Source organism: Xanthobacter sp. DMC12 (assembly GCF_056314105.1).
The window spans coordinates 1061422-1086898 of the sequence record NZ_JBQUYZ010000002.1; the positions used below are offsets into that span (position 1 = coordinate 1061422).

At 64.1% G+C, this 25477-nt stretch carries 20 protein-coding genes, 1 tRNA gene and 1 pseudogene; 8 read left to right on the forward strand and 14 right to left on the reverse strand.

Annotation, left to right across the window (positions count from 1 at the left end; genetic code table 11):
* Positions 1-107: 107 nt before the first annotated feature.
* Positions 108-314, reverse strand: coding sequence for a hypothetical protein (locus tag ACT535_RS13025; RefSeq protein WP_024277617.1), 207 nt, complete (start codon positions 312-314; stop codon positions 108-110).
* A gap of 268 nt (positions 315-582) precedes the next feature.
* Here ACT535_RS13025 and ACT535_RS13030 point away from each other — a divergent pair.
* Together ACT535_RS13030 and ACT535_RS13035 are read left to right on the forward strand one after the other, a co-directional pair.
* Positions 583-656: transfer RNA gene (locus tag ACT535_RS13030), tRNA-Gln, on the forward strand.
* Positions 657-2339: 1683 nt separating this feature from the next.
* Positions 2340-3551, forward strand: coding sequence for an ABC transporter substrate-binding protein (locus ACT535_RS13035; protein ID WP_476364687.1), 1212 nt, complete (start codon positions 2340-2342; stop codon positions 3549-3551).
* Between the two features lie 76 nt (positions 3552-3627).
* Here ACT535_RS13035 and ACT535_RS13040 read toward each other — a convergent pair whose 3' ends face one another.
* The 3 genes from ACT535_RS13040 to ACT535_RS13050 form a co-directional block, all read right to left on the reverse strand.
* On the reverse strand, positions 3628-4518 hold the full coding sequence (locus tag ACT535_RS13040; protein WP_168461294.1) for an MBL fold metallo-hydrolase: 891 nt from the start codon (positions 4516-4518) through the stop codon (positions 3628-3630).
* Positions 4515-5672, reverse strand: a complete 1158-nt coding sequence (locus ACT535_RS13045) for an NADH:flavin oxidoreductase/NADH oxidase (RefSeq protein ID WP_168461292.1) — start codon at positions 5670-5672, stop codon at positions 4515-4517. The genes ACT535_RS13040 and ACT535_RS13045 overlap by 4 nt, the downstream gene beginning before the upstream one ends.
* A 94-nt stretch (positions 5673-5766) precedes the next feature.
* The gene (locus ACT535_RS13050; RefSeq protein WP_168461290.1) at positions 5767-6909 is read right to left on the reverse strand and encodes a zinc-binding dehydrogenase; all 1143 of its coding nucleotides are present in this window, start codon (positions 6907-6909) and stop codon (positions 5767-5769) included.
* Between the two features lie 280 nt (positions 6910-7189).
* Here ACT535_RS13050 and ACT535_RS13055 point away from each other — a divergent pair, with 280 nt between their 5' ends.
* Entirely contained in the window at positions 7190-8644 is a 1455-nt protein-coding gene (locus ACT535_RS13055) for an NAD-dependent succinate-semialdehyde dehydrogenase (protein WP_168461288.1), read from the forward strand.
* On the opposite strand, the gene ACT535_RS13060 is transcribed toward ACT535_RS13055, so the two are convergent.
* From ACT535_RS13060 to gcvA, 10 genes are all read right to left on the reverse strand, one after another.
* Positions 8632-9618: a LysR substrate-binding domain-containing protein gene (locus ACT535_RS13060; RefSeq protein ID WP_476364688.1), complete on the reverse strand. Its 987-nt coding sequence runs from the start codon at positions 9616-9618 to the stop codon at positions 8632-8634. The genes ACT535_RS13055 and ACT535_RS13060 overlap by 13 nt on opposite strands.
* A 110-nt stretch (positions 9619-9728) precedes the next feature.
* A complete protein-coding gene (locus ACT535_RS13065) occupies positions 9729-10535 on the reverse strand; it encodes an N-acyl homoserine lactonase family protein (RefSeq protein ID WP_168461286.1) in 807 nt (268 codons plus the stop codon).
* Positions 10532-11947, reverse strand: coding sequence for an MmgE/PrpD family protein (locus tag ACT535_RS13070; RefSeq protein ID WP_168461284.1), 1416 nt, complete (start codon positions 11945-11947; stop codon positions 10532-10534). The genes ACT535_RS13065 and ACT535_RS13070 overlap by 4 nt, the downstream gene beginning before the upstream one ends.
* A 10-nt stretch (positions 11948-11957) precedes the next feature.
* Entirely contained in the window at positions 11958-12848 is an 891-nt protein-coding gene (locus ACT535_RS13075) for an NAD(P)-dependent oxidoreductase (RefSeq protein WP_476364689.1), read from the reverse strand.
* A 75-nt stretch (positions 12849-12923) separates the two neighbouring features.
* Positions 12924-14132, reverse strand: a complete 1209-nt coding sequence (locus ACT535_RS13080) for an ABC transporter substrate-binding protein (RefSeq protein WP_476364690.1) — start codon at positions 14130-14132, stop codon at positions 12924-12926.
* Positions 14133-14190: 58 nt separating this feature from the next.
* Positions 14191-15060 carry an alpha/beta fold hydrolase gene (locus ACT535_RS13085; RefSeq protein ID WP_476364691.1) on the reverse strand — a complete coding sequence of 290 codons (870 nt, stop codon included), beginning with the start codon at positions 15058-15060 and terminating at the stop codon, positions 14191-14193.
* Positions 15057-15428 (reverse strand): hypothetical protein, encoded by a 372-nt coding sequence (locus tag ACT535_RS13090; protein ID WP_476364692.1) that lies wholly within the window; start codon positions 15426-15428, stop codon positions 15057-15059. Before ACT535_RS13090 ends, ACT535_RS13085 begins: the two co-directional genes overlap by 4 nt.
* Positions 15429-15474: 46 nt before the next feature.
* The gene (locus ACT535_RS13095; RefSeq protein WP_168461278.1) at positions 15475-16641 is read right to left on the reverse strand and encodes an acyl-CoA dehydrogenase family protein; all 1167 of its coding nucleotides are present in this window, start codon (positions 16639-16641) and stop codon (positions 15475-15477) included.
* A 17-nt stretch (positions 16642-16658) separates the two neighbouring features.
* Positions 16659-16820 carry a hypothetical protein gene (locus ACT535_RS13100; RefSeq protein WP_168461276.1) on the reverse strand — a complete coding sequence of 54 codons (162 nt, stop codon included), beginning with the start codon at positions 16818-16820 and terminating at the stop codon, positions 16659-16661.
* A 281-nt stretch (positions 16821-17101) separates the two neighbouring features.
* A complete protein-coding gene (gene gcvA / locus ACT535_RS13105) occupies positions 17102-18013 on the reverse strand; it encodes a transcriptional regulator GcvA (protein WP_476364693.1) in 912 nt (303 codons plus the stop codon).
* A gap of 102 nt (positions 18014-18115) precedes the next feature.
* On the opposite strand from gcvA, the gene ACT535_RS13110 reads away from it, so the two are divergent.
* The 5 genes and pseudogenes from ACT535_RS13110 to ACT535_RS13130 all read left to right on the forward strand — a co-directional run bounded on the left by ACT535_RS13110 (position 18116) and on the right by ACT535_RS13130 (position 24903).
* Positions 18116-19264 (forward strand): acyl-CoA dehydrogenase family protein, encoded by a 1149-nt coding sequence (locus ACT535_RS13110; protein ID WP_476364694.1) that lies wholly within the window; start codon positions 18116-18118, stop codon positions 19262-19264.
* Complete coding sequence (locus ACT535_RS13115) at positions 19261-21375, forward strand: acetate--CoA ligase family protein (protein ID WP_476364695.1); 2115 nt, start codon at positions 19261-19263, stop codon at positions 21373-21375. The genes ACT535_RS13110 and ACT535_RS13115 overlap by 4 nt, the downstream gene beginning before the upstream one ends.
* Positions 21372-23474, forward strand: a complete 2103-nt coding sequence (locus tag ACT535_RS13120) for a 3-hydroxyacyl-CoA dehydrogenase NAD-binding domain-containing protein (protein WP_476364696.1) — start codon at positions 21372-21374, stop codon at positions 23472-23474. The genes ACT535_RS13115 and ACT535_RS13120 overlap by 4 nt, the downstream gene beginning before the upstream one ends.
* A 164-nt stretch (positions 23475-23638) precedes the next feature.
* Positions 23639-23812: pseudogene (locus tag ACT535_RS13125) on the forward strand (3-oxoadipyl-CoA thiolase); the annotation flags it as partial.
* Positions 23813-23838: 26 nt separating this feature from the next.
* Entirely contained in the window at positions 23839-24903 is a 1065-nt protein-coding gene (locus ACT535_RS13130; RefSeq protein ID WP_476364697.1) for a citrate/2-methylcitrate synthase, read from the forward strand.
* Positions 24904-25477: the final 574 nt, after the last annotated feature.

Below are 25477 nucleotides of genomic sequence, written 5' to 3' on the forward strand. Positions count from 1 at the left end.
AACCCGCTGCCTTGCGACAGCGGGTGGAGGGCACTGGGAGGAAACGCGGAAGACAGGGACTTAAGACCGGCCGCCGCGAAACCGCGCGGCCGGGCTTTCAGGAATTCTCAGAAGCCGCGGGCAACGGCCTGGGTGATGCGCTGACGGTCGAGGCCCATCTCGGCAAGCTCGCTGTTGGAGCGGCGCGAGAGGTACTCATAGCGCTCCGACATGGCGCGGGCTTCGGCGACGGCGTCGAGGAAGTCGCACACCGCATTGCCGATGCGACCGAAGAAGCCGGTTTCGCGGGGAGCATGTGCAGTGATCGTGACCATTTTCGCCTCCATTTGATGAAGGGAAGATAGGCCATCCGCGTGCGATGCAATATAGCGGATTGTGCATGGCACCATTGCGTATGTCGTATACCAAGCGGATGTCGGGGCTGACTCGTGCCGAACCCCGCCGATACCCCTGGTGCTACCCCCTCGAACAGGGGGGTGTGAATGATGCTGAATCGGGAGTTGAACCCGGCGATCGAATTGCGTATAGAGCCCACCTGCCTCGGCAGACCCACCCGCCCCGCGCCAGCGGCCGTCCGGGTGTTGGGGGATAGTTCAACGGTAGAACCGCGGACTCTGACTCCGTTAATCCTGGTTCGAATCCAGGTCCCCCAGCCAATGGCCAATTTTGCAATAAAATCAATGACTTAAACTTTTGCGGGTGTAGCAGCTCGTAACAGTCTGGCGGCGCTATCCTCCGTAGCACGCCGCGCCATATTTTCTGTGAGGTGTTGAAAATTGTGATGCACAACGAGTCTCTCCTCGCTTGGGGACTCGGGTGGGGTGCGCTACGGTTAATTAACGACTTCGGTGGCAAGATCGCTGGAAGCCACCATATGAAAACGGCGCCAACTTGCGTCGGCGCCGTCCGGGGCAGGCATAAGGCTAGTTGTCGAGACCGGGCCTTTCCTGTCGCACTGAGTGGGCTGCTTGGTCGCTAGCGGCTAGGCAGCCCGCGACAGTGAGCACACACATGTTCCCAGTTCCCGAACCGGAACCGCGTGTAGTTGCGGACGGCGACGGACTTAGGGTACGTGCAGCGCAATAACCTCACCTCCTCTCTCCGGCAGTGGCCGGGAAACCACGCTTGCCCGTGCAAAAAACACGCTAGTGCGAGTCCGGGAGAGGGGTCAAACCCCCGTTTGTCACCTTTTGGGGCATTTGAACCCCACTTCCTACTACATATGGTGCCCGCCCGCAGGTTATCAAATTCCTAATGGGCCTTACGCCAGCTTGGTTTTCACCCCAGCGTGACGACTATCAACTTCTACGATTTTGACGTCTTCGCCATCACCGTCATCCACAGTCGGAGAACGTTGGGAGAACGCGCTCACTCGCCAGCGGCGAATCGCCCGGCCTCGGTCATGTCGTGGGGAATCACCTTCTGAACACGCCGGCTCCCGCATTCGCCGCGGCGTAAGCGCAGGGAGCTAATGGCTGACATAGCGCCGCGCAGGAGGCGTCGGCTGGCAAGCTGGTGGCCGGAAATGAGCGTGCGATGGCCGCAGTCCTCGCACGCCACGCATAGCGGTACATTCAACACTATTAGAGTGTGAATGGTCGGGTTCTCGACCATAGGCGAGAGTGAGAACAAAAAGTGAACATACTCAAGCTGAAAATAGCGGCACAGGGTGATGGGTGGCGTTGCAACTGGATCACGAAAAAGACGCGCGAAAGGGTCACTCGCGAAAATCGCAACAAGGCGCCTTGTGCGGGATATTTACCGCGCGCATGTGTTCGATTACATCGAGATGTTCTACAACCCCACCCGCAAACACGCACGCAACGGGATGCTGTCGCCCATCTAGTTCGAACGGCAGCACAATGCGACCCCCGAAGGCGTCTAGAAAAATCGGCGCGGTTCAGAGCGGGGTAGGGAATTGTCGGCATAAAGGCCTGATAAATCGTGCCTTTTCAATCGCGGAGCCGCTCTGGCGGGCCCGTGCGCGGCGGAAATTCCCTCAAATTCCCGCAGAGCAGGGAATTTCCGCCGGAGACTGGTTCGCCGCACCCTGCCTCGTCAGCCATATCGATGCCCACCGACGATCAGACCCGATCAAGTTCAGCCACCGAAGCATTGAGTTCGCTCGCTTCTTGGCGTTCATCTCGCCGAAGAGGCACGTCACTTGGCGCGAACGGCCCATCATTCCCAAAAGTTGGGTCGGGCTTCGGTTTAGGAAGTTGTTGCCCTTGTCCATTGGTGTGAAGCCTTCGAGGCGTCCGTGGCTCCATGCGCGGCTGACGCACGCGGCAACAATATTCATGGGCAGCCGCGCCTAGAGGCTCTGGGGAGGGTCTTCGATGAGGGCTAAGTTTTCCATCGCTATAGCGTTCGCGGCGTTATTCCTCGCCGCTCCGGTGCAAGCGGAGGTCAGCGGCGGCAAAATCAAGATCGGCGTTCTGACTGACCTGTCTGGGCTCTACACCGACAATACGGGACTGGGATCGGTTCTGGCCGCGCAGATGGCGGTCGAGGACGCGGGTGGCAAGGTCGGCGAGACACCCGTGGAGCTGATTTCAGCGGACCACCAGAACAAAGCGGACGTGGGCGCGGCGATCGCCCGGCGGTGGTACGACACTGAGCAGGTGGATGTCATCGTCGACGTTCCGAACTCGGCGGTGGCGCTGGCCGTTCAAGCGATTGCGCGTGAGAAGAACCGCATCGTCATCTTCTCCAGCCCCGGGACATCCGAGCTGACCGGAAAGGCCTGCTCCCCGGTGGGCGCACATTGGACCTATGACACCCACGCGCTGGCCCAGGTCGTAGGGCGGGCGGTGGTCGCTAACGGTTACAAGGACTGGTTTTTCCTGACCGCCGACTATGCCTTCGGCCATGCCCTGGAGACCGACACCTCGACGGTGGTGAAGTCTGCAGGCGGCAAGGTCGTCGGTAACATCCGCGCCCCGGCGAACACGCAGGACTATTCGTCCTTCCTGCTGCAGGCGCAGGCGTCGAAGGCGCAGGTGATCGCGCTGGCCACCGCCGGCGCCGATACGCAAAACGCCATCAAGCAGGCGGCCGAGTTCGGTATCGTGCAATCGGGCCAAAAGCTCGCCACCCTTCTGCTGGCCATCAACGAGGTCAACGCCCTCGGTCTGAAAGCAACCAGCGGCATCATGCTTGCGAGCCCCTTCTATTGGGATCTCGATGAAGAGACGCGGGCCTTCGCGAAGCGGTTCTTCGCGCGTCACAAGGCGATGCCCTCACTCTACCAGGCGGGGGTCTACAGCGCCGTGGCCCATTATCTCAAGGCGGTGAAGGCCGCAGGCACGGACAGCGCTCTCCCCGTCATGGCGAAGATGCGCGACATTCCCATAAACGACTTCATGACCAAGAACGGGACGCTGCGGATCGATGGCCGCGTGATCCGCGATATGTATCTGTTCGAAGTCAAATCGCCTGCCGAAAGCAAGGTGCCATGGGACTATTACAAGAAAATCGCGACAATCCCCGGTGGCGAAGCGTTTCGGCCGCTGGCCGGATCACCTTGCCCCTTGGTGGCGAACAACTGACGAACGAACGCCGCGTACAGGAAAGAGCCGGGTGTATCGCCCGGCTCTTGTCGTTGGACGTCTAGCAGAGCGGGGGTCACACGAAGCGGAAGCGATCCTCGAAGCGGCGGACCTGCGCCATAGACCGGAAGGGAATGTGGCCCGCAAGCAGCCAGGTGCCAGTGTCGGCACAGTGGGCAAGCAAGTTCCGGCGTGTCGTTGCAGCCAGATTGGGATCGAGGTCAGCACGCATGTGCAACTGGGGGAGGTCCAGCTGAATGGGGTGGTGCAGGGCATCTCCGCAAATCAGTGCCTCCTCCCCACCGCCGCGCGTGCGCACGCAGCAATGTCCGAACGAATGCCCTGGGGCCGGCATCAGGGAGACCTCGCCGCCGACATCGGAAACGACGAGGTGGGTCTCGTCGACGAAGTGCGCCAGGCCCGCCTCCACCACCGGCAAGACGCTGTCCGCGAATGCCCCGTGATTAACGGCGGCGGCGCCTTCCTGCTGAAAGCGAGCGAGGGCATGCTCATACTCTTTGCGCCCGAAGAGGTGGCGGGCATTGGGAAAGGTCGGCACCCACCGCCCATGGTCCAGTCGCGTGTGCCAGCCCACGTGATCGCAGTGGAGATGGGTGCACACCACGATGTCCACGTCTTCGCAGCGCAGACCGAGGCCAGCGAGATTTTGGAGGAAGGCGTTCGATCGCAGGTCATGCTGCCAGGGCGCGGTGGGCCGCTGCTTGTGGTTGCCGTTGCAGGAATCGACCAGGATCGTCAGTCCCCCGGTGCGCACCACATAGGCCTGAAAGGCTATGCCCAGCGTCATCGCGCAGGGATCGAGATAGCGGGTGTCGAGCCAAGACGCATTCGCCTCCATCTGGGCTCGCGTCAGGTCATTGAACAGGAACGAGACCGGCATCATGCGATGCTCGATCTCGGGAAGCAGGTGGATGGTCAGGCCACCGTGCCGCAGTGCGCAGGTCATGCGGCCGGTCGCTCCCCGTTGACGCGCAGACCGCTCGACCACTTGTCCAGCCACCACGCATAAGGTTGAGGCCAAGCCTCGAAGGCACCCGTCACGCCCAAGGCCTCCGCGGCATGATGGGCCCAGAAGGGATCGAAAAGCATCTGCCGGCCAATGGCGATGATGTCCGCGGCGCCGTCCTGCAACAGGCTTTCAGCGAAATCCGGCGTGCGGATGAGGCCCACCGCCTGGCTCATGATGCCCGCCTCCTCTCTCACCCGCCGTGCGAAAGGAGCCTGGTAGCCGGCATGGCGGGTGAGGTTGGAGTTGGTGGCGCCACGCAGCAGATTGCCACCCGAGGAGCAGTCCACGAGATCCACACCTGCGATACGCAATTCCCTGGCGAGCGCGACGCTGTCATCCATGTCCCAGCCGCCATCGATCCAATCCACGGCCGAGATTCGGCTGAAAAGAGGGGTCTCGTCCGGAATGGCGGCACGCACCGCGCGTGCGATCTCGAGGGGAAAACGCATGCGGTTCTCGCGGCTGCCGCCATAAGCGTCGGTACGCCGATTGGCGACGGGCGAGAGGAAGCTCTGCAACAGATAGCCATGAGCCATATGCAGCTCGATCACCTTGAAGCCGGCGCGAAGCGCGCGCTTGGCGGCGGCCACGAAGGCATCGCGGATGTCGTCCATGCCGGCGCGGTCAAGGGGGATCGGCACCGGCCAGCCCTCGGCGAAGGCATTGTCCGAGGCGCCCACGGGCTGCCAACTCTCATCGCCGTTCGCGAGGTTCGCCGGGGTGAGTACGCCATTGCCTTCCCACGCCCGTTGGGCACTGCCCTTGCGGCCGGAATGGTTGATCTGGATGGCCGGCACGGCCCCCTGCTCGGTCAGGAAGGCGGCGATGAGCGCAAGGGCATCGGCTTGCGCATCCTCCCACAGGCCGATGCACCCATTGGTGATGCGGCCGGTGCGGGTGACCGCCGCCTGCTCGATGTAGACGAGGCCAGCGCCGCCCATGGCGAACTTGCCGTAGTGCACATGATGAAACAGAGTCGGGTAGCCATTTCGAGCGCAGTACATGGCCATGGGCGAAACGGCGATCCGGTTGCGCAACGTCACACCGCGGACCGTGAGCGGCTGGAAGAGTAGCGGTGTCACAGCAGACATCTTGGATTGCACTCCCTGGATTTGCGTGCCGTGGCTTCGGCGCGCGTTTGGTTATTAAGCGTTACAAACCAGCCGGTTTTCCCGCGCGCTGAACTTACACGCCGTGCGGCGCGAGGATCTGGCGCAGCGCGCCGCCGGTCGCGAGGCGATCAAAGCCGATGTTCAATTCGTCAAATCCGATCACCCCATCCAGCAAGGCGTTCACCGGCAGGTGTCCCTTGCGATAGAGGTTTACGAAACGGGGGATGTCGCGCACCGGCACGCAGGACCCCATGTAGCAGCCGCAGATGGACTTCTCGTTCGAGACGAGATCGCCCTGTTCCACGCACATGAGGGCGCGCAACGGCGCCAGGCCTGAGGTGGTCACGCGTCCGCCGCGGATCGTGACCCCATAGGCGGATTGAATCACCGCGGGGGCCCCCACGAAATCGAGCGCATGATCGACGCCGCCGTCCGTGGCCTCACGGATCTTGGCGTCGAGATCCGGATCGCTGCCATTGAAGACGTGGGTGGCACCAAGGCTCGCCGCCTTGGCGAGCTTGGCATCGTCAAGATCGACGGCAACGATGACGTCCGCTCCGGCGACGCGCGCGCCCATGACGCCGCACATGCCGACACCGCCGACCCCGAAGACAGCCACCCGCTCGCCTGGCCCCACGCGGGCGCTGTTCACCACGGCTCCGACGCCGGTCATCACTGCGCATCCAAATACGGCGGCCTCGATCAATGGCAGATCCTTTGTGATCACCACCACGGAGCCTCGGTCTACGACGCTGTATTCGGCAAAGCAGGAGACCCCCGCCTGATGCCGAAGGGGGCGCCCATCGGCATCGCGGATGCGGGAGCCGCCGGACAGGAGTTCTCCCTTGCTGCGCGCCGCCGGTGCCGCCTCGCAGATATTCGGGCGGCCGGCGAGGCAAGCCCGGCAACGACCGCAGGAGACGGAGAATTGAAACACCACATGGTCGCCCAGCTTGACGTCGGTGACAGCTGAACCCACCTCCACCACTTCTCCGGCCCCTTCATGGCCCATGACCATGGGCACACCGCGACCGCGCGAGCCGTCGATGACCGAAAGGTCGGAATGACAGAGGCCGGCCCCCATCACCTTCACCACAACCTCCATGGGGCCGGGTGGATCGAGCGTGATGTTCTCGATGGAGAGCGGGCGACTCTCCGCATAGGGCTGCGGCAGCCCCAGCGTGCGCAGTACTGCGCCCTTGCACGTGATGGTCATGACGTCCTCCCCGCTTCTCCACGGGACACGTCCTGCATCGCCCCGCTCTTTCGCCAAGATTAACGTCCTTGGCCGCGACCTGTCCGCTAAGGGATGGTCATGCCACCCAGATCGGAAGTTCGTCTCACTCGGGCTTAACCCGGCAAAGCCATAACCGGAGGTTAAGCTGGTCTAAAGAGGCGCCGACTGTCGCCTGCCGCCCGCTCATGCTCTGATCATCCTGATCGAGAACCCGTTACGGGCGCGAAAGCAGCGAGCGAAACGCGGCAAGGGCAGGAAAATGCAGACAAGATCCGAGGCGAAGACCCATTATCCCGAGATCGGCCAACTCATCGGGGGCTCGTATGAGGTCGCCGGCGGCCGGGTGATGCGCGACGTCGTCGATCCCACCACCGGACAGGTGTTGGGGCAGTTCTGCGAAGCCACGGAATCGGACATCGCGCGCGCGCTCACCGCCGCGGAGCGCGGCTTCTCCGTGTGGCGCAGAATGTCCGCATTCGACCGCGCCAAGGTCCTCCGCAAGGTGGCAGACACCATGCGCGAACGCGTCAACGAACTGGCGCGCCTCGTCACGCTCGAACTCGGCAAGCCCTGGAAGGAGGCGGTCGCTGAGGTGGAGCAGGCTGCGGGCATGTGGGAATGGTACGCCGAAGAGGGTCGCCGAGCCTATGGCCGGATCATTCCCGCCCGCGAGCCTCACGCTCGCCAGATCGTAGCTCCGGAGCCGATCGGTATTGTCGCCGCCTTCGGCTCCTGGAATGCGCCACTGATCACCCCGTCGCGAAAAATGGCGGGAGCCCTCGGCGCCGGTTGCGCGATCATCATGAAAGCGGCGGAAGAGGTGCCGGCATGCGCCATGGCGATCGGCCGGATCGCGTACGAATGCGGCCTCCCCGAAGGGGCTCTTTCCATCCTGGTCGGTGACGCGGTGCTCATTTCGGAGCGGTTGATCGATGCGCCCGCCGTGCGGGGCGTGACGTTCACCGGCTCCACGCAAATCGGCAAGCAGCTCGCCGCGCGCGCAGTCGCGCAGATGAAGCGCCCCATCATGGAACTCGGCGGCCACGCACCGGTGCTGATTTTCGATGACGTGGATATCGCCGCCACCGCCCGCGCCGCAGCCGCAGCGAAGTTCCGCAATTCCGGCCAGATCTGCATCGCGCCCACCCGCTTCTTCGTGCAGCGCAAGGTGTATGACGCCTTCAACGCAGCTCTGGCCGAGGCCGCGAATGCGCTCGTGCTTGGCTGCGGGTTCGAGGATCGCACCACCATGGGCCCGCTGGTGCGCCCCCGCCGGGTCGGTGCGATCGCAAGCTTCGTCGCCGATGCTCGGGCAAGGAAACTTCGGATCATGGCCGGCGGCGACGCGATCGAGAGGGAGGGCTCGTTCTACGCCCCCACCGTGATCGCGGACATCACCCCCGACGCGATGGTTTCCAACGTGGAGCCCTTCGGCCCCATTGCGGCAACGGCCGCCTTCGACACCTATGAGGAGGCAATCTCCCTCGCCAACCGCCTGCCTTTCGCCCTGGCGGCCTATGTGCAGTCGAGCAATGTTCACATCATCAATCGCGCCATCGACGACGTGGAAGCCGGAAGCGTCATCTGCAACGGATGGCGTGTCTCCCTGCCGGAGACACCGTTCGGCGGACACAAGGACAGCGGTCTGTTCTCCGAGGGCGGAATGGAAGGGCTGCAGGCATTCCAGAACGTGAAATACGCCTACATGGCGTAACGGGCGGCCCCCTCACTGGGGCCCGCGCTCCGCTTCACGGCCTTGGCCCGCAACTGGGTGACTTTCCCGCTGTCGGGCGTTGCATCGTCGGCGGCGATTGAAACGAGCCAATCGATGAAGCGGCGGGTCTTGAGGCCGACGGACTTTGTCGTCGGCCACACGGCATAGAAGGCGGCGCCCGTCGCCACCTCGCAGCCGAACGGCCGCACCAGCGCCCCGATAGTGAGTTCCGGCTTGAGCAGAGCGAGTTGGCCGATGGCAAGGCCGAAGCCCTGCTTGGCGGCGCTATAGGTCAGAAGGGATGAGTCGAACTCGGTGCTGTTGCAGGCCCCCAGCGAGACGCCGGCGCCGGTAGCCCAGATGCCCCACTCCTCCCGCCGATACTTGGACTGGAGAATGTCTGTCTCGTCGATGCGTCGCTCCGCAACCTGCTCCGTGATCCGCTCCGCATAGGCCGGGCTGCACACGACATCGACACGTTCCTCGAACAGCAATTGCGATCGCGCCTCGCGCCACCCGCCCTGGCCGAGCTGAATGGCAAGATCGAGATAAGTGCTACGGAAGTCGAGCGGCTCCACCGTGGTGTCGAACCTGACGCGGTATTGCGGGTGAAGCGCGGTAAAGGCCGCGAGACGCGGCATGAGCCAGTGGTTGAGAAAGCTCGGATAGACGCGCACGCTGATGGTGGCATCACTCTCATCCGCGAGAATCTGGCTGGTGGCGCGCTCAATACCGTCGAACAGCCCCGCGATCTCGTGCCCGAAACTGCGGCCGACGTCGGTGAGCTTCACCGCGTGGGAGGAGCGCTCGAACAGCTTCACGCCGAGATAGGCCTCCAGGATGCTGATCTGGCGGCTGATGGCGACCTGGCTGACGCCCATGTGCCGGGCGGCCGCTGTGAACGAGCGATGGCGCGATGCGATGGCGAAGGCGCGCAGCGGGTTCAGCGGCAAGCTTCTATAGTGCTTTTCCAACGGGGTCTCTCCCTGGCGTCGAGCCCTGCCATGACATCAGGCGGTCGCGTCCGCGTCCAGGCACCATCACCGCTTCCTTGCTCCACGCCGGGGGCACCAAAGCCCGCTGATCAGGGGAATGCGTGTGGCGGTACATGCAGGCAGACCACATCTCCCTGTCCGTCTGGATGAGGACTGAACCGCTTGAGCACCTCAGGGTCGTGGCTCGGGATCAGGTGATCGAGATCCCCGGCGAGCGCCATGAGACGGCGATAGCTGTTCAATTCCGCCACCACGTCGGCTACGGCTGGGAACGGGTTTTCCCGCTCGATGTTCGCATAATAATGAACTGCGTCCGAGCAGAGGACGACAGGTCCACGCTGCGTGGAGACCCGGACGGCTTGCATCCCCGCCGTGTGACCCTCCGCAAGGTGAACGTCAACCCCGGGCGCGATCTCGCCCTCTCCATCATGGAAACGGACGCGACCGGCGTGTACGAGCCGCAGCACGGCTGCGAGGTCTTCAACCTCGTAGTGCTCGCGCAGCAAATGGTGCGACATGGCCGCGCCGGTGACGAACGCCATCTCCCGCGTTTGAAGATGGAACGTGGCCATCGGGAATACGTCGGTGTTGCCCGCATGGTCAAAATGCAGGTGAGTGAGAATGACGTCGCTCACCGTCTCAGGCGCGATGCCGATCTGCCGAAGCAGGTCCACCGGCGCGTGGCGCTGCGGGCGCTTGCGTTTTTGGGCCGAGTACGCGCTGAAGCCGGTATCGACCACAATTGTCCGGCCGGCGCCGCGGACGGCCCAGAAGAAGAAATCGAGAGGCACCGGGTGGTCTGCCCCCTGCCAGACAAGGTAGGTGTTCGATGCCCGTCGCTCGACCGTTGCATAGCGGAGCGCAAAGATTTCGTAGGCCGGCGCGCAGACGATCATTGTGCGGTTCCTGCCGGGCGTGCGGCTGCTTCAATGAGGGGGGTGACGTCCGCGAAGGTATCGATCTGCCACAGGCGATCCAAGAGCCGTTCCGCCGCATCAGAGCCGAGGACCGGCGACGCGAGGCGGAGGAATTTGCGCCCGAGCCCCGCATCATCCAGCGGCAGGAGACGCGATCCCAGGGCCTCCTCAGCTGACCGGGTGAACGTGCCCGATGAACTTGTCACCGTCACGCGGGCCGGCCGCAGATTGGGATAAAGCCGGTCCAGTTCGGGATCGGTCGTCACGCTCACACGTGCGCAGATTGCCGCAAGCCCCGGATCAGTCAGGATTTCGGGCGCGAAATGGGCGAGATCGATCTCCCCGTAGCGAAGACCCAGCGCGAGGATGAATGGGAACGAGAGTTGGGCACTGGCGAAATCCGCCCATCGTGTTTCGGCATGGGCGGCCGCGATCTCGTAAGTGGCGACCTCGATCGAATGGACCGTGTCAGGGGTCAGAGCGTGCTCGCATGCGAGCGCGATGAGCGCTTCCACCGCCGGCTGAAGATGGCGGCAGCAGGCATAGGGTTTGATATAACAGTCGACGATGCCGAAAGGGACATCGGGCGGCAGGGTCAGCCGGAGCGGGCGTTCCGATTTGCCGAAGGCTAACGCCTGGAAAAATCCGTCGCTCGTCTCAAGCACCTCGTTCGGCGCCGCGACACCTTCGGCGGAAAGGAGCGCCGCCATAAGACCCTCGCGAGCGGCGTGCCCGGCGTGGAGGCGTTTGACGTCACCGCCTCCCCCGAGGAAAGCGAAGAGGCCGGCCGCTCCGCTGGCGGCGAGCCCCAGCGCTTGGGCAAGGCGGCCAGCATCGAGACCCACGAGGCGTCCGGCTGCCATAGCGGCACCGAGCACCCCCACCGTGCCGGTGGGGTGAAATCCCCGCTGGCGCAGGGCCGGGTGGCACGTCCGCGCAACGGACGTCACCGTCTCATATCCGGCAACCATCGCTTCCAGCAGCCGCACCCCGCTCACGTGCCGCCCGTAGGCAGAGGCCAGAAGGGCGGGCACCACGGCGACGCCCGGATGGACAGAGCCTTGCCGATAGCCGTCGTCCAGCTCAATGCCGTGGGCTCCCGTGCCTCCGATATAGGCCGCATCGAGGCGATCCGCCCGCCGCGCCCGCCCCGGCACGGGCACATCGCCCGCCGGACGCACCGCGGCCAGAACATGCTCCAGCTTTCCCGCCACGTCGCCGGCGCAGCCGGAGATCATCACACCCATCGTATCGAGCAGATGGCGTCGCGCCGCGTGGCGGACATCGTCGTCGACCGCGTCCCAGCGTATGTCGCGGATCAGGGTGATCAGCGCGCGCGTTTCGCCAGTGCCGAAGGACGTGGGAGGAAGCGGGGCGTGCAAAGGCGACATCGTTGGCCTTTCAAGCCGCTGCGACCTCAATGAGCCGGATCATTGCGGGATAATAGGCGCGACCGAATCCTGCCTTGCTGGTCTCCTCGAGCAAGGACCACGTCAGCTTGGCGGCCTGCGCGTCGATGCCTGCCTGCTCGGCGAGTTCCAGTGCCAGCTTGATGTCCTTGATGGCGTAGTCGGTGGGGAAGGTCTGCTCCGGGAATGTGTTCGGCACCAGGGCTTTCTGGCCGGGCGTGCGAAGGGCGAAGCTGTCGGCGGAGCCCATCGACATCACGTCGAACAGCAGGCCACCGTCCACCCCGGCCTTGCGACCGATGGCAAGCGCCTCGGCCAAGGCGTGAACAGTCATGAAGACCACCATGTTGTTGAGGATCTTCACCACTTGCCCGGTGCCGACGCCGCCGCAATGGGTGACGTCGGTGCCCATGGTGGAAAGGAACGGCCGTATGGCTGCAAAGCCTTCCCGCGTCCCGCCGACCATGATGGAGAGTGTGCCGTCCTTCGCCGCCTGACGCATGCGCGCCACAGGAGCGTCCATGAAGGTGATGCCATGCTCCGCCATGCGCGCGGCGAGTTCGCGGGTGAGCTTCACGGGGCTGGTGCTCATGTCCACCACGGTGTGCACCCGCCCGCCGGCCTCGACAATGCCGCTGGATCCGAAGCAGACGTCCTCCACTTGGACGCCGCTCGGCAGCGAAAGGAAGATCACGTCGCTCGCACGCGCGACATCGGCGATGCTGCGCGCGGGGTGGAGGCCAAGAGCGGAGAGCCGCTCCACCGGATCGGGGTTCATGTCGGTTCCACTGACGGGCAAGCCCGCTTTGCGGACAAGGTTGGCGCACATGGCCTCGCCCATCACGCCCAGCCCGATGAAGCCGAGGGCTTCTATGGTTTTCACGGCCAGCTTCCTTACCTGATTGAGGCCGGCGGCCCGGTTGCCGCCAGCTGGAGGCGCGCTCGCGACGCGCTTGTCTCAATTGGACTTCTGCACGAGTGGGCATTCGCTCTGGGACAGTGGTCGGAAGGCGTCCTTGCCGGGCGTCGTCGCGAGCAGGGTGTAGTAGTCGTATGGGCCCTTGGATTCGGCCGGCGACTTCACCTTCATCAAGTACATGTCGTGAAGGACCCGCCCATCGGCCCGAATAGCCACGTCCGTGTTGTAGGCGTCGTTGACCGGCAATTCGTGCATCTTCTTGGCGACCACCGCGGAGTCCGTCGTGCCCGTGGCCTTCACGGCCGAGAGATAGTGGCGCACACCGCTATAGACGCCGGCATGCACCATGGTGGGCTCACGTCCGTTCATCTGCTTGGAGAAGCGCGCGGAGAGCTTGCGGGTGCTGTCGTTCAGGTCCCAGTAGAAGGACGTGGTGAGGATCAGGCCCTGGGCGACCTCCAGGCCCATGGCGTGAACGTCCGAGATGAAAACGAGCAGGCCGGCGAAGTTCTGGCCACCCTGAACGATGCCGAATTCCTTGCCCTGCTTCAGCGAGTTGATGGTGTCGGTACCAGCATTGGCAAGGCCGATGATCTTGGCTTTGGAGGCCTGCGCCTGCAGCAGGTAAGAGCTCAGATCCTGGCTGCCTGTCGGATATTTGACGGACCCCAGAACCTTGCCGCCGGCTTCCTCGACGAACTTGGTGACGTCGCGCTGGATGGAATGACCGAAGGCATAGTCGGCCGTGATGAAGTACCAGGTGTTGCCGCCCTGCTTCACAATGGCCTTGGCTGTGCCGTTGGCGAGCGCATAAGTGTCATAGGTGAAGTGGAACGTGGTGGGGCTGCAGCCTTTTCCCGAGAAGTCCGGAGCCGCGGGACCGGAGACCACAAAGATCGTTCCCTTCGCCTTCGCAACCTCATTGATGGCGAGGCCTGCCGCGGAGGAGGCGCCATCCGCGATCAGGTCGTAGCCATCCACCTCAATCCCCTTGCGGGCGATGGACGCGGCGATGTCGGGCTTGTTCTGGTGGTCCTGGACGATGAGCTCGATCTTCCTGCCATCGATCTCCCCGCCGAAATCCTCGATGGCGAGACGGGCGCCCACGACGGAGCCGAGGCCCCCGGTTTCCGAGAACATGCCATTCTGGTCGTTGATGACCGCGATCCTGATGGGCTTTTTTTCCTGCGCAGTCGCTGAGCCGACGGCCAGAGCCATCGCCAGCGCCACCATGCCGATCCGTTTCATGTTTGCCTCCCTGTTCGCTGTTCTCAGCGGTGTTTTGATTGAGCGCGAGCCCTTCGGCTCACGCGGCGTTGCTGGTGTCCTGGAGAGCCGAAATCCGCTGAAGGACCGGGAGCAGGTACGCGATGAACCGTTCGGGATCCTCGCTCATGGGGAAGTGGCCCAGGCCCTCCATGATGGTCGCCTCGGCGCCCTTGATGCGACGCTCCAGATCCCGCGTGTCCTCCGGCGTGGCCGAATAGTCGTATTCGCCCGAGAGCAGAAAAAGCGGACAGCGCGTCGTATCGATGCGAGCCACCGCGTCGCGGATATCGCCGTCGAGCTTGTAGAAGTGCAGGTCACCCTTGAACACGCCGGGACCACTTTGCATGTAGTGCCACAGCGTCTCCCAGCGCTCTTTCTCCGGCGCCCCCGGGCCGACAAGCCCGGAGACCACGCCGGCACATACTTCGCCTCCGTGCACCATGGGATGGTGCAGCCAGGTGAGGTCGTAATAGGGGTCCACATGCGCGCCCGACTGCAGACCGATGATGGCGCGGAATAGTTCGGGATGATGCAGGGCCAGATGCAGGATGATGCGCCCGCCGATGGAGCAGCCCATCACCACGGGCGCATCCAGCTCCAACGCGGAGACGACGGCCAGGATGATGTCCGTATAGTCTTGGGAGGTGAGCTTGTATTCTTCCCTTTCCCAGCCCTCTGGCGGCGATGATTTTCCGTGCAGCGGCAGGTCGAAGGCGATAACCCGATAATTCCTGAGAATGCGCGCATCATTCATCACGCCGCGCCACTGGCGGGTGTCGGAGCCGGCCGTGTGGAGGCAGAGGAGCGGCACTCCCTCGCCGGCTTCCTCGATATACAGGCGGTGGGCGCGTCCCAGCAGATCAATGTTCAGGTAGCGCCCGACGATGGGCTCGAAACGGACGGTCATCGCGTGGCCTCCAGGCTCCGCAGGGTGGCGAGGACGCCCTTGAAGTAAAGCAGGTTGGCCATGAAGGGATGGAGGTTTCCCTCGATCTTCAGGACGCGCTTCTTGAGCATTGCGAAGAGATCGTTGGATCCCGGTGGCGGGACGGGCTGAAAGAAGGCGGCCCAGGCATCACGGGGCGCGCGAAGAGCGAATGTCCAGCTGGGCATCACGACCGGGCCGCTGCGCACGCTGTCGATCCGGCCTTCGGCCACCTTGATCAGATAGGAGGCGTCGCCGATCTCAAGGAGGAAGGTGGTGTCGACAAAGCGCCCACGGCGCACGAGGCTCGGGTCGGCATCCACAAGCTCCGGCAATCGTTCGATCATCATCGGTATTCTCATCGTTCCAAATCTCTGCGCGCGTGTCCTGCGGGTCTTACTCTGCCGCGGCGCGCTGGCCCCTCTGGTCGAAGCGTCGTTCGAAGATGTGCTCGGCGATGCGGTTCTTCAGGATTTCCACTGAGCCACCCGCGATCATCCAGCCTCGCGTGCGCCGCATGCAATATTCTGCCAGGGCCTCCTGGCTGTAGCCGAGGCCTCCCATCGCCTGGACGGCCTCATTGGCGACCTCGAAGCCGGCGAGGTTGCAGGCTGCCTTGGCGATGGCCGTCTCATACGGGTTCGGCAGACCCGTCTCCCCGGCGTTCACGGCAGCGCGGTAGAGCAAAAGCTGTGCGCCTTCCAGCTTCAGCGCCATATCCGCGAATTTCCACTGCAATCCCTGGAATTCGCAAAGAAGTCGTCCGAACTGTCGGCGCGTGGAGACATGCTCCCGGGCGAGGTTGAAGGCGTAACGACCGAGCGCGAGAGCCCGCGATGCGTTGCCGATCCGCTCCACGTTGAAGCCCGAGATCTGCTTTTGAAAACCGCCCGGCCCCAGCAGCACGTTCTCGGCCGGGATGTGGCAGTCCTGAAAGTAGAGCTGGCACCATTCCTCGCCGCTCATGAAGGGGGATGGTTGGCCGATGGAAAGACCGGGCGTATCGCGCTCCACCAGCACCGACCCGATCCCCTTAACGCCCGGCCCGAAGCGAACGTAGACGAGAAACAGGTCTGCATCCGGACTGTGGGTGGAGAAGACCTTGCTGCCATTAATGACATACCCATGGGCATCCTTGCGGGCGGATGTCTTCAGCTCGGTCACGGCGGAGCCGGCCTCCGGCTCGCTCATGGCCAGACTGATGACCTTCCGTCCGGCAAGCAGGTCGCGCAGAAAGCGCTGCTTTTGATCGGGGCTCGCATATTCGGCAAAAGTCCGGATGGGGCCGAAGTTTCCAGCCTGCAGGACATCAGCGCTGCGCGGGCAGGCCGCAGCAACCTGCTCGATGGCGATGACCGCATCGATCAGGCTTCCGCCCTGACCGCCATCCTCCACGGGCATGGCAATGCCAAGCAGCCCCTGCTCCGCCATTTCTTGGGCGACATCGCGCGGAAAGCACGGATCGTGGGCGCGCTCCAACGCCCGTGGCTGGAGGCGCGTCTCGGCGAAGCGACGGACGCTGTCGGCGAAGAGTTTCTGTTCTTCGGTGAAGCTGAATTGCATGTTCGGCTCGCGGTCCTTCAGTCCACGCGTGCGCCGGCGGCTTCGACCACCTCGCGCCATTTGCTTTGCTCCGCCTCGATGGAGGCGTCGGGTTTCTGCGGCGAGCCGCCTCCAGGGTGCGCGCCAAACGCCGCCGAGCGCAGGCGTGCGATACCCTCCGTGAGCGCGAGGGCTGTCATGTCCGCGGGTTCAGACGGCGGAGAGGGGACGATGAGAAGAGCGGCCCTATCGGATGAGCCGCTTCGGCGGCGGCCTTCCGGGTCAGCGGAACGAGCGCAGCCAGCGACAACTCCAGAAGACAGGCACGACGACTGGAGTTCATGCGGCGTTCCCTCCCACTGCTTCCGTGCGCCGGAACGACCGGAAAGCCGCGCGCCGGGAGCTTATTCGTGTGCGGGAAACTTGCCCAGAAAGGGTGCGGCTTTACACTTCGCAGACCTCATCGGCGGATGAGTTTTTGTTATGCACGCCAAGAATTCGAGGAGTCCCGGCTGGCGGCTTCGGCGAGCCAGTTGCGGAACACGCGCAGGCGTCGACGGTTTCCCATCGCTTCCGGAGCTACGAAATAATAGCCGAGATCGCGCTCGAAGACGTGCGGAAAGGGACGGATGAGAGCACCGCTTTCCAGCTCATTGCGCAACATCTTGGTCTGACCCATCGCGATGCCCAGCCCATCGAGCGCAGCCTGATAGGTGAGCAGGGAACTGGCGAAGACCGTCGGTTCCACCTCCGTTGGCGGATTCACGCCGACCGATTCGAACCAGTCGGCCCAGTCGCGACGCCGATAATGGGAGTGCAGCAGCGGATAGCGCAGCAGATCTTCGGCCTTCTTCACCGTAGGGCCGTTTTTCACCAGCTGAGGACTGCACACCGGCTCGAATGAATCCTTGAACAGCAGCATCACCTCGGTGCCGGGCCAGACGCCATCGCCGAGCTGGATTGCGGCATCGACTCGATGGCGGCTGAAGTCCACCGGGGCCACACTGGACGTCGCCCGCACCTGGATGTCGGGATGCTTGGCCTGAAACTCCGGCAGGCGGCGCATCAGCCACTTGGCCATGAAGGTTGGATAGACTTGAAGGCGCAAGGGCCCGCGATCGGACCCTTCGGAGATACGACCCGTCGCGTCGAAGATGGCTTGAAATGCGGGCGCGACGTCGGCCAGATACTGCGCGCCGTCAGGGGTGAGGCGTAGTCCCGGCCGCTCGCGCAGAAAAAGCCGAACGCCGAGGAAATGTTCCAGCACGGCGACCTGACGACTGACCGCCGATTGGCTGACCCGCAGTTCCTCCGCCGCTTTGGTGAAGCTGCAATGCTGCGCAGCGCACACGAAGACGTGCAGCGGGTTCAAGGGGGGCAATCGAAGGCTCATGGAATTGCATTACCAAAACTCATGACGGGCCGACAACTACGAAGTTGCCCCTCAGGCGCAATTGCAGGGACAAGGGCACACCGATTTCAATGCGATGACGCCATGCACTTCGCCCTTACACCAGAACAAACTTCCTTCGCTGATACGGTTCGCCGTTTCGCCCGCGCGGAACTCGCCGCGGGGGCGCTGGAGCGCGCCCATGTGCCCAGCTTTCCATGGACCGTGGCTCAGCGGCTCGCGGAAATGGGCCTTCTCGGCATTACCATAGGTGAGGCAGACGGCGGCATTGGCGGCACGCTGATGGATGCGGTAACGGCCATCCAGGAGCTTGCCCTGGTCTGCCCCAAGAGCGCGGATGTGGTCCAAGCCGGCAATTTCGGACCCCTGCGCACCTTCGCCGAATATGCGAGCGCTCAGCAAAAGGAACGCTTCCTGCCGGATCTGCTGGCGGGACGCAGTCTCATCGCTCTCGGCATGAGCGAACCGGACGCGGGCTCGGCCGTTACCGAGCTGAAGACCTCCGCCCGGCCGGACGGGAATGGCTTCCGCATCACCGGCTCCAAGGTGTTTTCTACCCATAGCCCCGAGGCGAAGCTCTTCCTCATTTACGTCCGGTTCGGACCGGGCGTCGGGGGCATCGGCTCAGTGCTGGTGGAACGCGGCACGCCGGGCTTTGCCGTCGGCCAGCCGTCAGCCTTCATGAGCGGCGAAGAATGGTCCCAGCTCTATCTCGAAGACTGCTATATTCCCAACGAGAACGTTCTGCTCGGGCCTGGCGGGTTCAAGAAGCAGATCGCGGGCTTCAACGTGGAGCGCATCGGCAATGCGTCCCGCTCCCTGGCTCTCGGACGCCACGCCTATGAAGTCGCGCGCGAGCACGCATTGACGCGGCACCAGTTCGGCCGGGCGTTGTGCGAGTTCCAGGGTCTCCAATGGAAATTCGCTGATATGGCGCTGAAGCTGGAAAGCGCCCAGTTGCTGCTCTATCGGGCAGCGGCCAATGCCGACAACGGCCTGCCCTCACCTTACGAAACGGCCATCGCCAAGCTGGCATGCAATCAGGCCGGCTTCGAGGTCGCGAACGAGGCACTGCAGGTGATGGGCGCCTATGGCTATAGCACTGAGGCGCTAGTGGAATATTGCGTCAAGCGAACCCGTGGGTGGATGATCGCCGGCGGCTCCATCGAAGTTCTCAAAAACCGCGTCGCCGAACATGTTTTCGACCGGCGCTTCAGTCAGCGTGCCTCATGATCGCGCCTCAAGTGAAATCCTCCGCCCCGGACTGGGCTCAAGCGCTCCTGGAGCCGCGCTCGGTCGCTCTGGTCGGCATTTCGGATGACCTGGCCAAGACCGCCGCGCGACCGTTGCACTTTCTGCGCCGCGCCGGCTATGCCCGGCGCGTCTATCCGGTCAACCCGACCCGCGCGACGGTGCAGGGGGAGACATCCTTTCCCTCGTTGAGCGCGCTACCGGAGCGGCCGGACCACGCCTTCATTCTCGCAGGCACGGAAGCCGCGCTCGCCACCATCGAGCAGTGCGGCCAACTCTGCATTCCCGTTGCGACGGTTCTCGCCGGCGGCTTCGCGGAATCGGGAGCCGAAGGCGAGAATAATGAGCGTAGACTCAAGGATCTGACACGGCGCTATGGTGTTCGTGTACTGGGACCGTCCAGCATTGGCATCGTCAACCTTTATGAACGGCTGGTGCTGACGGCCAATGCCGCCTTCGCCGAACCCGATTTGCCCGTGGGCGGCATCTTTGTCGGTTCTCACAGCGGCAGCCTGATCGGTGCGCTGGTCTCCCGCGGCAAGGCGCGTGGCGTCGGCTTCTCCGGGCTCGTCTCGGTGGGCGGCGAAAGTGACCTCAGCATGGGCGAGATCTGCGCCGCGACCCTCGACGATCCGAAGACCACGGGGTATCTGCTCTTCTTGGAGACCATGCGGCACGCAGACGCGCTGCAGGCTTTCGCGCTGGAGGCCGCGAAACGCGGCAAACCCGTGGCTGCGTATAAGCTCGGGCGCTCGCCGGAAGCCGCCGAGCTCGCGGTGTCCCACACCGGAGCCCTCGCCGGCGTTGACGATGTAGCCGACACCTTCCTGCGTGAATGCGGCATCGCCCGTGTGGAGTCGTTCGAGGGGTTGCTCGAAATCCTTCCCCTGCTGCAGAAGCTTCAGACGAGGACTGAGCGCAGAACGCCAACCGTCGGCGTCGTGACCACCACGGGTGGCGGCGCGGCCATGGCCGTGGATCAGATCGCCATGCGCGGCGTCACTGTTGTCCCGCCATCGGACGCCACCCGCGCGCGCCTCGCCGCGGCGGGCGTGAACGGCGGCCACGGCCGCATCGTCGATCTGACCCTCGCCGGCACACGCTACGACGTGATGAAATCGACGCTCGACGTGATGCTGACCGCCCCCGAATTCGACCTCATCCTCGCCACCGTTGGTTCCTCGGCTCGGTTTCAGCCGGAGCTGGCGGTGAAGCCGGTGGCTGACGCCGCCGGCGAGCACGCGCGGCCGCTCGCCGCCTTCATTGTGCCTGATGCGCCGGAGGCCCTCGTCCGGATGGCCGAGGCGGGAATTCCCAGCTTCCGCACGCCGGAGACCTGCGGCGACGTTATCGCCGCCGCTTTTGCCCGCCGCGCGCCGCGCCCGGACCTTCCCTGGGCCACCGCGTCCAATCCGGCTGATGCGGGAAGTCGCATGCTGGACGAAGCTGAAGCCTATGCGCTGTTCGCTGCCGTAGGTATTCCCCACGCGCCCGTCGCCGTGCTCGATGCCGGCGCCGCGGTGCCGGATCTGCCTTTCGCCTATCCTGTGGTGGCCAAGGTGTTGCACTCCGACATCGCCCACAAAACTGATGTGGGCGGCGTGGCGCTAGGCATCTCCGACAGAGCGGAGCTCACGTCAGCGATGGCCCGTATCAAGGACACTGTCGAAGAGCGGCGCCCCGGCACCATCGTCTCGCGCATTCTGGTTCAGCCGATGGCGCGTGGGTTGGGGGAGGCGCTTATCGGGCTGCGGCGCGATCCGCAGGTGGGACCGGTCGTAATGCTGGCGGCCGGCGGCGTCTTCACCGAGCTTTATCGCGACCGCAGCCTGCGCCTCGCCCCCGTGAACCGCGACGGCGCCCTGGAGATGATCGCGGAGGTGAAAGCGATGCAGGTTTTGGGCGGCTATCGCGGCAAGCCTAAGGGAGATCTCGATGCTCTGGCGGACGCCATCGTCGCCGTCTCACGGCTTGCGCTGATCCATGAGCCGGCAGTCATCGAAGCCGAGATCAATCCGGTGCTGATCCTTGCCGATGGCGGCGGCGTGCTGGCTGTTGACGCCTTGGTTCGCCAGGCGGAGCCGGCGCGGTGAGCGCGCCTTCTCTGGCGATACCGGTCGCCTCCAACCCGCATCCCGTGGTGCGCGTTGAGCGGGACGGCGCGGTGGCCGTTATACTCATCGACAACCCGCCGGTGAACGCCGGCTCTCAGGCGGTGCGTGCCGGGCTACTCGCCGCCGTCGCCGCCATCGCCGCGGACGCCTCCGTTGGTGCAGCCGTCATCATGGGCGATGGCGGCTCGTTCATCGCCGGTTCGGACCTGAGGGAGTTCGAGCTGCCGCTGGCGGAGCCTCATCTGCCGGAGGTCATCCGAGCCATTGAGGACTGTCCGAAGCCCATCGTCGCAGCACTGCACGGAGCAGCCCTCGGCGGGGGCTTCGAACTGGCGCTCGGTTGCGACGCCCGGATTGCGGTGCCGGGCACACTCATGGGGCTGCCGGAAACCACGCTTGGCATCATTCCCGGCGCTGGCGGGACGCAGCGGCTTCCGCGTTTGGTGGGTATTTCGCGGGCCATCGAGCTGGTGTGCTCTGGCCGGCGTGTCGGCGCCGATGAAGCGCTCCGTCTGGGCATGATCGATAGGATCGCCAACGGACCGCTTCGGGGTGCGGCGATCGCCCATGCGCAGACGCTCGTTGGCGCCAAACATCGGGTGATTGCGTGCGCGATCCCGGATGATCTGTCTGACGAGGAAAGCGCGGTCGCCGCCGCGCTGAAGGCGGGTCGTGGGCGGCCTCACATCGCGGCGGCGATCCGCCATGTGCAGGCCGCACGCCATGTTCCCGCCGCCCAGGCCCTTATTGACGAGCGGGCCGAATTTCAGCGCCTGCGCGTTGCGCCTGATGCCAAGGCACTGCGGCATCTCTTCTTCGCCGAACGCGAGGCGACGCGCGGCGTGGGGCTGCTCGGGGGCTCGGCACGCCCGTTCCGGCGCCTCGGCGTGGTCGGGGCCGGAACCATGGGTTCCGGCATTGCCTTGGCGGGGCTTCAGGCCGGCCTGCCGGTGGTGATGGTGGAGCGGGATAAAGAAGCCCTCGAGCGGGGCTGGGGAACCATAAGGGCCCATGTGGCGCGACAGACCGCTGCCGGCCGGCTTTCGCACGGGGCAGAGGCCGATCTGCTTGCACGGTTCGCCACGAGCCTGGATCTGGACGCGGTCGCGGACTGCGATGTGATCGTGGAGGCCGTGGTTGAGGATATCGAGGTGAAGCGGGAGGTTTTCCGGGCGCTCGATGCTGTCGCGCGCCATGGCGCGATACTCGCCAGCAACACCTCGTATCTCGATCTCGATGCGATCGCGCAGGCCACGAGCCGGCCTCAGGACGTGATCGGGCTGCATTTCTTCAGCCCGGCGCATGTGATGCGGCTGCTGGAGGTGGTGCGTGGCGTCGCCAGTGCTCCGGACGCGGTGGCGACGGGGCTCGCAGTAGCTCGGCGCATCGGCAAGCAGGCCGTGCTGGCCGGGAACCGTTTCGGCTTCATCGGCAACCGCCTGTATTCCGCCTACCGCCAGCAATGCGAATTCATGCTGGAGGACGGGGCTCTGCCGCAGCAGGTAGATGCCGCCCTGGAAGCCTTCGGCTTTGCCATGGGGCCGTTCGCCGTGGCGGACCTGTCGGGCCTCGATATCGCCTGGCGCATGCGCCAGCAACTGGCCGCGACGCGCGACCCGGCGGCGCGTTACGTCTCTATCCCCGATCGACTGTGCGAGGCGGGGCGGCTGGGTCGCAAGACCGGCGCGGGCTATTATCGCTACGCCGATGGCCGGTCCAAGGGCATGCCGGATCCAGCGGTCGAGGCGGTGATCGTTGCAGCGTCGCACGCCGCCGGCCGGCCTCGGCGCAGCTTGTCCGAGGCGGAAATTCAGCGCCGGGCCCTGCTGGCACTGGTGAACGAAGCGGCTCTCGCCCTTGAAGATGGCGCTGCTGAGAGGGCGTCGGATATCGATGTGGTGCTGGTGAATGGCTACGGCTTTCCGCGCTGGATCGGCGGTCCTGTCCACTGGGCACGATCACAGGCACAGGGGGCTCTGGCGCACGATTGCGCGGACATGGTGGAAGACGCAGGCCCCGGAGCCCGTCTCGGCAACCTCAGCCTCCTTCTCGAAGACGTGGGAAAGGACGCCCTTTGACCGAGGCTGCTATCTACGATGCTGTCCGCACGCCTATCGGTCGCGACGGCGGCGAGATTCATCTCGCCATCGCGCGGCGTCGAGAACAGGGCGCGGGCTCCGTTCGTGATGGGCACGGCAGAAGGGGCGTTCGCGTGCAACGCCAAGCTCGAGGACCCGTGCCCCACATGAACGCGAACGCTGGCGCGATTGCCCTCGGCCATCCGCTCCGCATGTCCGGCGCCCGGCTCGTGACAACGGCAACGCTTGAACTCCATGGTCGCGGCACCCGTTACGCTCTGTGTACCATGTGCAGCGGCGACGGACAGGGCATTGCCCTGCTTATCGAGCGGGTGTGACCATGGCGGCAGGACCGCGACCGGGAATGTATGTGACGGCGACGGGCGCGGAAATCATGATTGAGACCCGCCTCAGTCATGCCGTCGAGCCGGAAGGCCGCATCATCATCGCCGGCCACGATCTGTTCGAAGCTGCGCAGCGCCTGCCTTATGATGCGGTCGCGGCGCTACTCTGGCGGGAGATTCTGCCGAACGAGATGACGCCGGCGGCGCTCGGAGCAGCACGGGTTGCAGCTTTTTCCCGCTTCGCACAGCTGTTTCCGGCCGCCGCGAGCCAGAACCTGTCTCTCATCGAGCGGCAACGGTTGCTGCTGTCCGGCATTCCCCGGGCAGACATGTCACCGCTGATGCTGGTGGCGACCGTGGGCGTTGCCGCGGCCGCCGCAACCCGCCTCGCATCCGGCCTGGAACCCCTCCCACCTGACCCCGGTGCCTCGCATGCCGCTGACCTTCTGCGGACCGCACGCGGGCGGGAGGCCTCTAGCGCGGAGGAGCGTGCGCTCAACACCTATCTCGGCATCATGATCGACCACGGCATCAATGCCTCGACTTTCGCCGCGCGGGTAACGGCTTCAACGGGGGCCGGCAGCACCGCCTCCGCCATTGCCGGCCTGTGCGCTCTGGAAGGCACGCTTCACGGCGGAGCACCTGGCCTTGTGCTGGATATGTTCGACACTGCGGCGGGTGATCCGCAAGCCTGGCTTGCCGCCGCGCTGGATCGCGGGGAGCGTCTGATGGGGTTCGGATCTCGCGCCTATGAAGGTCGCGATCCGAGAGCCTCCATCTTCAAGGCGGCGGTCGAGGCCCTGCCGGTGGAATGCCGCGGCCGGCTCCTCATCGCCGAGCAGTTGGAAGTCGAAGCCGAGGTGTTGTTCATGTTGCAGCGCCCAAAGCGCCCCTTGCGCCCCAATGTCGAATTCTATGCCGCCGTCTTGCTGGACGCCGTCGGCCTGCCCCGCACGGCGTTCACCTCTTTCTTCGCGGCCGCCAGGTCTGCCGGATGGGCAGCGCATATCGTCGAGCAGGAACGTCATGGCCGGATGCTTCGGCCTTCCACTCGATACTGCGGGCCGGGGCCGGAATATTCCTGAAGCTCCGGGCGGATCACCGGTCCCATTGCTCGACCGCTCAAGCAGTTAAGTCGCAGTCAGAAGAACAAGCTTTACGCATAGTAATGATATTATTCTAATTCAAAACATATCAGTTTATTCGGCTGATTGAAAGAATAAATTAAATCAAAAATCCATAGTTGTCCAGTTTTGGCTTAATAAGAGAAATTTTATTTTGCTCGTGAATGACAATAGGTCTTGCCTGCATGATTTTTAGTTATGCGGCCCTCCTCTTGGCAGAGTTGTGCTGGGCCGCATTTTTTGCAATCTGTTCAGTCCGGTCCAGGGAAATAATTCTAATGACAGGGAATCTAATTCATCCAAAACAGAGTGTTCTGGCAGTTGGAGCTGGCGCATGCCAACGATCTTCCGATTGGACGATCTGCGGTCGTTCCCAGTGGCGAATAAAATAAGTCCGGATGAAACCTGGACATGAAAAATTGGAGGGGAGACAAGTGAGGAACGAGGCGGCTGGCCTTATCGTTGAAGCTTCAGGTCTTACGAAGGAATTCAAGGGGTTCGCTGCGGTCAAGAACGTTGACCTCAGGATCCGCCG